Annotated in this window: 4 protein-coding genes and 1 pseudogene; all 5 read right to left on the reverse strand. The window is 33.7% G+C overall.

The annotated features are described in order from the left end of the window. Window positions 1-50: 50 nt before the first annotated feature. The 5 genes and pseudogenes from BAU23_RS11900 to BAU23_RS11915 all read right to left on the reverse strand — a co-directional run bounded on the left by BAU23_RS11900 (window position 51) and on the right by BAU23_RS11915 (window position 13,702). The gene (locus BAU23_RS11900) at window positions 51-7,061 is read right to left on the reverse strand and encodes a non-ribosomal peptide synthetase (protein ID WP_071734507.1); all 7,011 of its coding nucleotides are present in this window, start codon (window positions 7,059-7,061) and stop codon (window positions 51-53) included. A gap of 32 nt (window positions 7,062-7,093) precedes the next feature. After that, entirely contained in the window at window positions 7,094-8,071 is a 978-nt protein-coding gene (locus BAU23_RS11905) for a SagB/ThcOx family dehydrogenase (RefSeq protein ID WP_071734508.1), read from the reverse strand. A gap of 527 nt (window positions 8,072-8,598) precedes the next feature. Then, window positions 8,599-8,676, reverse strand: a pseudogene (locus BAU23_RS31100) (DM13 domain-containing protein); the annotation flags it as partial. A gap of 266 nt (window positions 8,677-8,942) precedes the next feature. Next, a complete protein-coding gene (gene pulA / locus BAU23_RS11910) occupies window positions 8,943-11,513 on the reverse strand; it encodes a type I pullulanase (protein WP_071734509.1) in 2,571 nt (856 codons plus the stop codon). Window positions 11,514-11,998: 485 nt separating this feature from the next. After that, complete coding sequence (locus BAU23_RS11915; protein ID WP_071734510.1) at window positions 11,999-13,702, reverse strand: M4 family metallopeptidase; 1,704 nt, start codon at window positions 13,700-13,702, stop codon at window positions 11,999-12,001. Window positions 13,703-13,750 lie beyond the last annotated feature (48 nt).

The raw sequence follows: 13,750 nt of genomic DNA on the forward strand, positions 1-13,750 counted from the left end.
TTACTCCTATTCTATTTAAAAAGGCGAGTTCTTGCTCGCCTTTTCATTTTTTATAATTTGTAATCACCGATTGCCTGTATTGGATTTTGAAGAATCCTGTTGATTAACTGATGGATGTGATTCAATATTTCCTGTATTTTCTCCGCTTCATATACGGATTGATCATATCCAAACTTTATTGTAAGTTTCTCTTCAGGGAAACACATAATTCCATACTTTACATGAGGCTCATCAACAACTTCGTAATCTGTGATGGCAAAATTTCTGTTTTCATTTGAAGAAAAGATAGCTGAGTTAGTCGGATAGTTTTCAAAAACCCAAAGATGGTCAGTCAACTCAGTTTTTAATTCACTTTGTTTTTGTATATCAACAAATGAATAGTATGCATACTCATTACATTTCAATGTTTCTAGTTGTACTTTTTGCAGGAAGTCCACAAAAGATTGCGTTTCTGTCCATGCTAGTCGGATAGGCAAAACATTTGTGAACAGACCGAACATATTTTCAATCCCTTCTACTTCGGGAGGTCTGACTGATACTAGATTAGGTAGTACTACTTCTCTCATTCCGTTGTATTTGCCAAGCAATATTCCCCATACAGCTAGTAATGCCGAATTCATAGTTATATTGTTTTTAGTTACAAATGTCTGTAACTGATTAGTCAAATCCTTATCTAATATTAAATCCATAAATGTGAAATTTAACCCTTCACTTTGAGTTGATACTTTCTGTTTAGGAATACTAATTTTTCGATTGTATCCTGATAAATAATCCCGCCAAAAATGACGTGCTTTCTCATGATCTCGTGCTACAGTCCAATCTATGAATGTCTCAAAAGGTTTCACCATAGGTAACTCTGCCGTAGTTCCCGCATTTATTGTTTCATAGAGCTGGAATAATTCGTCTATCAAAATGCTGACGCTCCAACCATCACATAATAGATGATGGGAACTCCAAACCACCTTATGCTCGTTATTTCCTAGTTGGAATATACAGAGACGGGTCATGAGTTCATCTTTTTTGAATCCTTGACTTAAATTTTCATTCATCCACTGGTCTAGGAATTCTTGCTGTTCTTGTTTCGTCATCTCAATCAAGTTTTTTATCTCTGAAATCATTTGAATATCGTGTAGAACAGCTTGCCAAGGTTGTGCTTGTTCATCTTGCACAATTATCGTCCTTAAAGAATCATGACGATCAACTAATTGTTGGAAACACTGAATAAAGAGATTAATATCCAGCTCCCCCTCAAGTGCCCAAATTGTTTGTTCGAAATATGCATTTGTATCAGGTTCAGTCGCAGCATGTTCATAAATAACTTCCTGGAAAGGTGCCAATGGGTAAATACGTTCTATTTTTATTTCTGGCATTTTTTCTTGTATTTTGATAAGTGTATGTTGATTAAGTTGTTTATCTTTAACATTTAGTGATGTAACTTTATTATCGTTCATTTTGTTTACATCACTTGTTTGCGAATTTGGAAGATGATCAAGCTTTTTAACGAATTGAACCATGTCTCCTAATATAGGAAATGAAAATAAATTTTTTGGCTCTAGCTCAAATCCTTGTCTATACAGTCTGACGGAAACTTGAATCGCTTTTATCGAATCTCCACCTAAGGCAAAGAAATGATCATTTACTCCAATACGATCTACTTTGAGTACTTCTTGCCAAACACTAGTTAATATTTTTTCCATTTCAGTTTTTGGAGCAATAAATACTTCATTTGTTTGTTTCTCCGGAGTAGGGAGCGCTTTTCTATCTAATTTCCCGTTTGGAGTCAAGGGCAATTGTTCCAAATAAACAAAATAAGAAGGAATCATGTAATCTGGCAAGTGATCTCGCAAATGCTTTCGTAGTTCTGTTGTGCTAATATTTTGCTCAGTTACCACATATGCGACTAAAAATTTTATACCATACTCATCTGTCTGATCAATCACTACTGCATGTTCGACTTGTTTGTAAGTGAGAAGACAATGGGCGATTTCTTCTAACTCTACTCGATATCCTTGAATTTTAACTTGATAATCTTGGCGGCCTAAAAATTCAATATATCCCTCAGGATGCATTTTTCCACAGTCTCCTGTCTTGTAAATAAGACCAAAATCAGAATGTGATACAAATGCTTCATTTGTTTTCTGTTCATCATTTAAATATCCTTTAGCAAGGCCCATTCCCCCGATATATAAATCTCCAATTACACCAACAGGGCACATTTTCTTTTCATAGTTCAACACATAATACGTTTGGTTTGCCAAAGGTATCCCATATGGAATACTCTTCCAATTCGATCCCACCTGTTTGACTGGATAATAAATTGACCAAATCGATGCTTCTGTTGCTCCTCCGAGTGAAACTACTTCCGCAATCGGAAAATGTCGTTTTATTTTTTCTGGTAAAGAAAGTGGAATCCAATCTCCACTATGTAAAACTAAACGCAAGGAAGAATGTTCAAAATGAGAACCTACTTGATCTAATGCCAAATCCATAATTGCAGGTACTGTATTCCAAATTGTAATTCCTCTACGTTCGACAGTACGGATTAATTCTTGCATGTCTCTTGGGTCACGAATCATTACCAACATTGCACCTGTGCTTAACGTTCCGAAAATATCGTATACAGATAAGTCAAAACACATAGAAGAAATACCAATAATACGATCATCTTCATTTACCTGATATTTTTGATTAATATCTTGAATGGTATTTGTAACGGCTTGGTGAGTAATAATTACTCCTTTCGGTTTTCCTGTACTTCCTGAAGTGTAGATAATATAGGCAAGATCTTCCGGACCAGCAATAGCAGGCATATCTTTTGTTGTATATAATGACAAGTGGTTTTCTGCATAAAGACTAGATTCTAATACAAGTTTGCATGAGCTATTTTCTAAAATATATGTTTGGCGATCTGAAGGATGGTCGGGATCAATTGGAACATAAGCGGCACCTGCTTTTAAAATACCTATCATATTAGCAATTGTGTCAACTCGTCTTTGTGCTAAAAGACCAACTTTGTCACCTAGACCAATTCCTTGTTCTTTTAAAAAGTGCGCAACTTGATTGGAGCGCTTATGAAGCTCCGAGTATGTTAAGTAGTCTTGTTCAAAAACTACTGCTACTTCATCCGGTGTACGTTTTACTTGGTCTGTAAATAATTGATATAAAGTAGTCGACGGTATTTTTTCTGTTGTCTCATTGTATTGCTCAATTAAAGCATGGTCTGACTCTTTCATCTGCAAAGATGTTACGTCACTTTGTTTCACTAATTGTTCCAATAAGTCAACAAATTGGTGAAACATCGCTTCTATCACATCAACATCAAACAATTCTTCAACATAGTTCCAGCTAATTAATAACTTTCCATTTTTTTCAATTACCACATTATCCAAATACACTTGTGGAGTCCGAGCATGAATATGGCGAAGTGAACCAAGCTGTTCCCAAGCAAAAGCCCCCGCACCTGCTAGCATCGAGGTGAAAACAATTGGCATAACTGCTTTTGGCGTCATTTGATGATATCGAGTAAAATCTCGAATGAAATTAACTCCATCGTAATGGCGATGTTCGAGACCATCTAATAAAGTAGATTGCGTTTCTTTTACTCTAGTAAAGAAAGTTTGATCTGGATTCACATCAACATCCAACAAGATGAGTGAAGTGAAATCTCCCACAATTTGCTCTACTTCTTCATGAACAGGATAACGGTTAAATACAGTCAAATTAATTGCCAATCGACGTTGATTACTCCAATATGCCAATACATCACCATATATTGTACAAAGCAGAGCCGAAGGAGTTACTTCTTTCTCTTGTGCTAACTTTCGTAGCTTTTTCCATATTTCATTATCCAGGATCTTAGTAAGTGATTGGAACTTAGGAGTAGCAATCTCTGCCGGATCCTTTTTTAACAGCAAAGAAGGCGCAAACGGAAAGTCAGGAAGCTTACTTGTCCAATAATCTTTTGCTGTTTTATATTCTGTACTTTGTTCCAGTTCATCATAGATAAACATGTAATCTTGAAAATCAAAAGATAGAGGTTCTAACCTTTGCTCTGGTTTATAATAATAATGAAACAAATCCTGTCCAACGATGTTCATGCTTGCTCCGTCCATTAATAAAGCATCGTATCGAAAACATAATAAATACGTGTCTTCTTTTAAAAGAAAGGCTTTTAATTCAAACAAAGGCCATTGCCCTAAAGGAAATACATGATTAGTCATTCGAGAACGTTCTTCTTGTAAGCGAGCATTTTGATTCCTATCATCTAAATCTATGAGGCTCACTATTTCAATCTCGTAATCAGGAACGCTTTTTAATATTTGCTGTTCTCCCTCTGGTAAAATTACAGCTCGTAACATCGGATGACGTTGAATTACCTTTTGAAAACTTTTTGAAAGACGATTGATATTCAATTCTGTTTCATATTCAAAATAAGTTTGAGGTGAAATACCACTTAATTCAAACTGTGAATTCCGTCCTAACATGTACGCTGTCTGAACCTCTGTTAAGGGAAATGGCTTAGACAAATCTTTAACATGGGTTAGTCTATTTTCAAAGTTTTCCGTTTTATGCTCTAACTTTACACAATTACTAAGTTGAGCAATCGTGGGATGCTTAAAAAAATCTGTTGTACTTATTTTTAAGCAGTCTTTTCTTAATAAATTAATTACCTGAAGTGCTTTAATCGATTCTCCTTTTAAAGCAAAAAAATTATCATGAATACCGATTCCCTCAATCTCCATAACTTTTTCCCATGCATGCACCAATTTTTGTTCAATTTCATTGCGCGGGGCAACGTATGGAATTGATACATAATCTGTTTGTGTTATCTCTAATAACCTTTTCCTATCTACTTTCCCATTTGGATTCAACGGAATCTCTTCCACCTGAATCATTTTTTCAGGAATCATAAACTCAGGTAATTTATCACTTAAATATTTTCTGATTTCATCAAAAGAGACCTTATTATCCGATACATAGTACACAGCTAATAATTTCCTATTTCCATATACTTGATCAACAACGATAGCTTGGTTTATTTCTGGATATTCCCTTAACTGGCTTTCGATTTCTCTTAATTCAATCCGATATCCCCGAATTTTCACTTGATGATCCATTCGACCTAGATATTCAAGTTCTCCATTAGGCAACCAACGAACGAGATCACCCGTATGATACATCATTTCTCCTGCTGTAAAAGGACTCGGTACAAACTTTTCATCTGTCAGTTTAGATTTCCCAAGATATCCTCGTGCTACCGCCACGCCACCAATGCAGAGTTCACCCGGAATTCCAAATGGTTTTAATTGACCATACTTATTCAATATATAGGAATGATAATTCGGGTTGGGACTTCCAATCGTAACTTCTTTGGCAGAGCTCAAATCCTTTACTGTTGCACAAATGGTTGTTTCTGTAGGACCATAAATATTTAAAATTGTCGCTTCACTGATGCATCGAATTTTTTCAACCAAATCAATGGAAAATGCTTCTCCTGCTAACAAAATAGATTTTAAATCTTTTAGAAAATTTGCCCCTTCTGGATCACTCAAAATCACTTCCATTCGCGATGGCGTTGATTCCCATAAATCCACCTTATGTTCTTTGACCAAATAAGCTAATTCTTTTGTTGCGAACTGATCCTCTGTAGCAATAATTACTTTCGAACCTTGTGTTAAAGGCAGACATATTTCTAACAAGGAGATATCAAAAGATACACTAGCAAGAAACAAGAATGACTGATTATCTTTTACTTTTTCTCTCATTACACTTAAAAAATGGACAAGAGATTTCTGTTCTACCATTACCCCTTTTGGATTCCCTGTCGATCCCGATGTGTAAATAACATAAGCTAAATCATTAGGATAACTTTCTCGAACTAAATTACTTTCCTCACCTTGGAAGAGATATTCCTCATCAAGATACAGCACTTCACCCGCAAATTGCGGCAATTCTACTTCTGTTCGCTTGCTCAGTAAACATTTCGCTTGACTATCTTGTAACATATATTCAATTCGTTCATTTGGATAGTTAGGATCGATTGGTAAATACGCTGCTCCTGCTTTTAAAATCCCCACCATGCCAATGATCATTTCCAATGAACGATCTACCATAACCCCAATAATACTTTCTTTCGAAACACCTTTACTTTGAAGAATAGAAGCCAATTGATTTGCTTTCTTATTCAATTCTCTATATGTCAAAGATTGATCATTACAAACAACAGCAATTTGATCTGGGGTTTTTAACACTTGCTCCTCAAACAAATCTTGAAATGATTGAGACAATTCTATGTCCGCCTGACCTTGATTCAATTCTTCTAGCAACTCTTTCTCTTCTTCTGAAATGATACAAATATCTTTCACAGCCAAATTCGAATTTGTTGACACTTGCTTTAAAACATAAAGATATGAATTTGCAAACTGTTGCAAAGAAGAGAATGAGTGAGAATTGAAAGAAATTTGAATTTCAAATTCATTATGTATTTCATTCCATTTTCTTTGTATCCAGATGGCTAAATTATTCTCTGCATATTCTTCTATCGAATTTTTATTATGTAATCCTTCCATCCCAATAACAATTTGAAAAGGAGTTAAATGGTGTTTCGCTAATAATTCAGAGAGTGGATAACTCTGATTGCCATACCCGAATAAAGTCGTTTGTTCAATCTGATTTACTACTTGTTTAAAGCTGTGATGCGGATGGATTTCACTTCCTAAAGGAATCAATTTATTAAGATTCTCGCTTTGTTCAATATTCTTTTCAATTACAGGAATACCAATAGTAATCCTTTCTTGATCTGTATAGTGTGCCAAACAAATCCTTAACGCGGCCTGTAACCAGCTAAATAATAATAAATCTTGAGACTTAATTATTTTTTGTATACTTTTACTAAACTCTACATTCATTATGACTTGAACGTGCTCGCAAGGATTTTCTTTATTTAGTTGGTAACCGCTATTAAATAAAGAAAAATCGAGAACCTCGGAAGATAACTGCTCCTTCCAAAACGCCTCTACTCCTTTATTTTCATGAATCGAACTTCGATCTTTAATGTGCATTTTTATCTTTATCCCCCTAATATTCATTTCATCTATTCGTTAATTTTCAAACCAATTTCAAGCCCATGGAGAAATACTTGATGGTTATCCAAACATAAAAACTGCTGGATCTCTTCAAATTTCATATGACCAACTGAACAAACGCCTAAATTCAATGTCTCAGCCACCATATTTAAGGTAGCAGTGATAATACCAGACTCAATACAAGCAAATAAATATCCATCTGAACCGTATTTCGGGATGGAAGCGTTCGCATTATAAACCAAATAAACTGAAAAGGCAGACTGAGTAAATAAATCTTGGTTAATTAACTCATGATCACTTTTGATTACTTGATCAATATTATTTACAATCACAAGACAGTTTTTTGATGGGTTATAATAATAAAACCCAGCTTTCATACCTTCTATACGTTTTGGTTTTATATAAACAAAGATATCAATAGGGTAGAGTCCGCCTGCACTTGCGTAATGATAGTATATATTTTCTTTCCTAACCTGTTTTAGAGTTGATATGAATTGGGAAAATTCTAAAAAACTAATATGTTTTTTCATATCAAATTGGCGACAAGACCTACGTTCCTTGATTATAGTGGGTAGCTCATTTGTTGTTTCAAGTTGAATTTCGGTTGACCGCACAGCATGGTGCGTTCGATTCAATTGTTCACTCATATACTTATCTAAATCTTCTTTAGAAAAGCGAATCTGGTTGCTATATGGATTCGGAAAAATCTTTTCTTGTGTGGCAAATACTTCTCTTGGGGGTAATATGTTACTTACTAACACACGGTTTTTTATCATAAGCTCTATTGTTTTTTGTGTCTCTTCTACATTTCCTAACGAAAAGTGCTCTACTAGTTCACTAATTTTCACACCTTTTTGAGTCAAAAAATAAAACTCAGGAAACCACTCAGACAGAACGCCTGTAAATCTTGTTTCCCCTATCAAAATTTGATTATGCAATTTCTCCCAATGCTTAATAGGAGACCAGTAATAAATTTGCTCGCTCATATAACCCTCCATAAATGTTTTACTTATTTTTAAAATACAATTTTCTAATCTACAAAAATAATCTTTAGATTCTGCCCCTTGTCTCATAGTGATTATAAATACATGTACTTCAACGAAGCTTGAGAATAATAAAATAACTTTTTCTTCATTAAATTTTTTTATTTCATCATAAAAAATGATTTTTTATTAGACATTTCACATCCTTTCCCATAGTAATCCTATAAGGTATAAACCATTTAGAACATTGAGAATTTTCATGTATTTCCAATGTGAAATTATTGTAATGGATTGGAAAGCAGATGGATATAGTTATTAAACACAATAATATTGAGAAAGTTTTATTTGTTATAGCGATAAAAATTTCTAATGAGATTTATTACATATAGATTAAGTAATAAATTTAATATTTTTCTTTTGAAGTTAGTGTAAAAATGCAACTTACTTTTACATACAAGTGAGTTACTAACATATCGTATTTAAAATAGAGAAAAGACACCATTTAAGGTGTCTTTCTCTATTTTAATTCCATATACTTTTGCATCTTTGCTATTTTTCAAACGATTTGTAGGAATTAATACAACTCGAACATCTAGCCCGTTAGATGTTCGAATATATAATAAAAATTATATAAATTAAGAGTGTGCTTCACATAATTTTATTAATAAATACAAAGATATCTTCTCCTCCTACTGTTACAATAGCAATAATCTCTTGTCTATTTCCGTTATTAAATTGTAATATAATTACAGTATGTGAAATTATATTACTTTAACTTTAAAAGCGAAGTGAAAATAACTGTCACTTCGCTTTTTGCATTTACAATCCTTATTTAATTTACTCAATTCAATATATACTTCCACATTATTTGCTTTTATTTGATTGGTTTCTCTGTTTTTAAAACTAATGAACTTAATGCAGGAACTTTAATTTTATTATCATGGACAACATAAAGTGTTTTATTACCTGCCTGCTTACCATCTACTAGTACTTTCCAAGGACCTTTCGATGGAAGCGTTATGTCAACGGCTTCTCTATTTGCATTGTGAGCCACCATAAAGTATTCGTTTTTATTCCCATTGCTCTTTCCATTTATTGAATAAGCCACAACATTTTTTGGAACATCGATAAAAGCTATATGCTTTTTAATTTGCTCTGCAGATGTCATACGAAAAGCTGGGTATTTTTTGCGTAAATCTATTAAACCCTTCATATACTCTACTTCATTATTAAATGCTGCACGGCGTAACCAGTCCATCTGGTTAATTGAATCAGGAGATTTGTAACTATTATGATCACCATATTTTGTGCGCATAAACTCTTGTCCTGCATGTAAGAATGGAATACCTTGTGATGTTAATAAAATCGAAGAAGACAATTTGTGCATTTGTTTTCGCACTTCTTCACTGTCACCTGGATTAGTCAACTCAAATTTGTCCCATAATGTATGATTATCATGTGCTTCCACATAAGTTAGCACCTGCTCCGGATCTTGATAAGTAGACGTATTTGTATCATAGTCACTACCTGCCGTAATACCTTTTTTAATACGGTCTTCCATGTTTTCCTTTCCATTTACAAAACCATTTTCTTTCTCCTCAAATACACTACCTTTCAATCCATCACGTATATTATCGTTAAAATGAGCAATCCCTTTCATTTTCTCTGCATTTTTTTGATTTGCTTTTAACTCAGCTACAAGTGGTGTATTTAAATCCCAGCCTTCTCCATGTAGAATAATAGAAGGATCAATTTGATTAACGTTTTTACGTATCTCATTCATCGTTTCATAATCATGAATACCCATTAAATCAAAACGGAACCCATCTAAATTGTATTCTTTTGCCCAGTATGTGACGGAATCTACCATGAATTTTCTCATCATCTTTCGTTCTGAAGCGGTATCATTCCCTACTCCAGTTCCATTTGCTAATGTTCCGTCTTCATTGTAACGATAATAGTAACCTGGAACTAACTTATGAAAATTTGATTCAGCGGCATTATACATATGGTTATATACTACGTCCATCACAACACGAAGATTATTATCATGCAATGTTTGAATCATTTTCTTTAATTCAGTTATTCGAACGGTTGGCTCAAAAGGATTTGTAGAATAGGAGCCCTCTGGGACATTGAAATTTTTCGGGTCATATCCCCAGTTATACTGTGGTTCATTTAAATTCTCTTCATTTACTGAAGCATAATCAAATACCGGTAAAAACTGAACATGAGTAACACCAAGATCTTTCATATGATCAAGTCCTGTTTTTACACCTTCAGGCCCTTTTGTTCCTTTTTCTGTTACACCTAAATATTTTCCTTTTTGCTTAATACCACTTTCAGGTTGAATGGAAAGATCACGTACATGCAATTCATAAATAATTGCATCTTCCGGATCTTTAAATTTCGGTTTTTTGTTTGCTTTCCAGTTTTTCGGATTTGTTTCTTTTAAATCAACGACTGCCCCTTTATCGCCATTTACAGAAGCAGCACGCACATAAGGGTCAACTGCTTCAGTCCACTTATCACCAATTTTTACCTTATACGTATAAAAGAGACCTTTTTGGTTCCCTTTAAGTTCTGCTTTCCAAGTTCCCTTTTCACCTTGTTGCATGTTTATTTCAGTACCTACTTTATCGTTCCATTTTTTATATGTAACTAACTTCGCTTCATTCGCAGTAGGAGCCCATACACGGAACTTTGTATATTGCGGGGTATATGTATTCCCTAAATCATTACCACCGTAATAAAATAAATTATCAAATTCCTCGCTACGAATGACTTTGCCAATTTCAGTATTCGTATTAGCTAAGTTTTCTATTTTAACTTTGTATGTCTGTTTTAAATCAATTTTCTGTTCCGTAATTATTTTAACCTTATTAGTAATATCTCCACTGTTTATATCATCCGGACTAATATTCTTAATTTTAATGCCCTCAATTTCAATTTTCTGTTCCTTAATATTAAACGGAACATTAGTCGTTACAGTAATTTCATTAAAACTATCAATAGTAGCTTTTTGAATTGAGAGATCCGAAGAAGGCTTAGAGTCATATACTTTTTCATCACCCGAAAGAATCCATACTTCAGCACGACCGTCCTTTATATTTTCAATCCAACGATCTCCACCATCTTTTTCCCACTCATTCGTACGAATGATAAAGCCTACACGATTATGGTCACCTTCTATTTTAATTTTTGCGTACTTTCCAAATTCATCTTCACCAGTAAATTCATATGAATTACCATTTGCATTTTCTCCCCACATCCAAAGATTCCAGTCTTTTGTATTTCCAGATTTCTCTTTGTAATGAATGATAACTTCAGTTGTTTTCGAATTTGAAACTGCACTCACATTCTGAAAAGAAAAAACAGATGATAACATAACGATTATGGCAAGTAATAAAAATGATTTGTTAATTAATCTTTTTGTCATTTGCACCACATACACCCTTTCTTTAAATAGTACGAGCTATCTATTATGCTCGTACTAAATTAAACTGCTTAAATTAATGTAAAAATCTCTTTTACTTCACCCCCATATTGACTACTTTCACGTATGTATTTCAATGATCTTTTAATACGAAAACGTTTGCATTACTGCTTAAAAAAATAGATTTGTTTTTGCCTTCATATATTTGTAAATACTAAAAGATCAAGGAAATCATTTTAAAGCAATCGTTTGTTATCGCTTTCATTTTATAGCACTTACTATTAAGAGGTCAATATATTATTAATTTTCTGTTTTTACATTCTTTAAATCTTATATATTTGTCGTAGCTTATTGAAGATAGACAGCCTGATTATTGCTTAGTAATTTTATTTTCACTAATACATTGCTACGTAAAAAATCAGCTAATATCCTTAAAATTACATTAGCTGATTTTCATAATGTATTAATGTATGAATGAAAACTATATTTCTAACTTACTTAATTTGTGCTGCATCAAATGCTTTTTGCACTGCTTGAACTTCAGCAGTATTCGCCCCATATTTATTAGTTGCCACTCGAATACATGCGGATTTCAATTCTTTGAAATTAGAAGTCATGTTTAACTCATCTGTATTTGCATAATAGAAAATATCAAACATTTTATCTTCACCAATTCCTTTAACAGTTACTCCGTTATGAGTTCCGCCTTTTGCAATGAGATACGCAACTTTATTAATAATACTTGAATTAAAATGAACGCCACCTTGATCCCATCCATTAAAATCGTTAAATTCACTGTAATCATCTGGATACGGTACTCCAAGTGAAGATGGAACAGAAGCTGGGTTTTCCATATCACGGAAAACAGATCCAGTTTGTTCTCCCATTGTCCAGTTAAAGGTTCCATTATTTACGTATTTCTCAATAGATGTTCCCATAATATCAGATAGCGCCTCATTAATCGCACCAGATTCACCGTAATATTCAAGATTAGATTCGCTAGAAGTAACCGCATGTGTAAATTCATGTCCAGCTACGTCATATGCCTTGACAATAGGATCGCCATATACTAGCATACTTCCATTATTAGCACTTAATGCATTCTGCCAATTTTTCGGATCGTTCGTATCTTCAGAATCCCAAGCGTGTACAACTGAAACTACCTTTTGTCCCTTGTTATCAAAACTATTACGCTTGTATTTATCCTTATAAAAATCAAATACCTTTGTTGCTAAGTAATGAGCACTTACTGCTTTTGAATCGTTAAATGTTGTTGAAGTGCTGGTTGCTAGTGTACCAGGATAATAGCTTTCTTCTTTAGTAATATCTCTGTAATTCACATCATATGTTTCAATTCCTTGCCCTCTTGTATAATCAGCAAGTGCATATTTGCCATTACTTTGTTTAGAAATACCAAATGAACGAGATATACCTAAATCATCTTTTCCTGTTCCATTTAATGATGTAAGACTACTTTTTTTACTTTCCTTTAAAGCTCCAACTAGTTTTTCACTTGCTTTTAAGTTAGATTCTTGTACCATATTTTTTAACATATCACCATTTTGTGCATTTACTAAATAAGTTCCAGAAACATAGTTTGGTGTTGCCGCTTCAAATGTAACTTGATATGCATTTGAAGCTTGTCCATTATTTTCATCAACAAAAATAACTTCCTTAACTTCTGGCTCAGAAATAAACTTGATATCGTTCCCGTATTTCGTATAAATATATTGTTTCGCTTCATCTTTTGATAGATTAATAGGCTTTTTCAATTCTTCTTGTTTTAAATTTTGCGCGCTATCGCCTGAAACACTTTTAATAACACCCTTATTATCTACGTGTGCAGTTAATTGATGGCCATATACTTCTTTTCCTTCGTATGTTTGCTGCATACGCACAAGTGTTGTTCCATCATACGAACCACGTTTTTGAAGAACTTTATAATCTACTCCTGTTTCTCCATTGACTTGATTTGGAGAAAGAGCTTGTTCAGCTCTCTCCTTAAGAGCATCTTTTACTACATTCTCTGGTGTTTTTTGTGACGGTTGTGTAAGTTCACCTGAACGGAATGAGTCCTCCTGAATTTGAACTTGTAGTTGATCTGTTTCCTCTGCATGACCTATTCCGTATGGTGCCACAGCTGTTAAAGCTAATCCTGTTGTTAATGCTACCTTAGTTAATGTCTTTGTTTTTTTCATTTTTTCACCTCGTATAATTTTTGAAATAGAAAGCTTGTACAAAGTATA

Origin of the sequence: Bacillus nitratireducens (assembly GCF_001884135.1) — a bacterium.
Taxonomy (GTDB): domain Bacteria; phylum Bacillota; class Bacilli; order Bacillales; family Bacillaceae_G; genus Bacillus_A; species Bacillus_A nitratireducens.

Bases quoted from the DNA above. Each gene is read 5' to 3' on its own strand.
- BAU23_RS11900 (WP_071734507.1), bottom strand. From the start codon at position 7,061: ATGCACATTAAAGATCGAAGTTCGATTCATGAAAATAAAGGAGTAGAG.
- BAU23_RS11905 (WP_071734508.1), bottom strand. From the start codon at position 8,071: ATGAGCGAGCAAATTTATTACTGGTCTCCTATTAAGCATTGGGAGAAA.
- BAU23_RS11915 (WP_071734510.1), bottom strand. From the start codon at position 13,702: ATGAAAAAAACAAAGACATTAACTAAGGTAGCATTAACAACAGGATTA.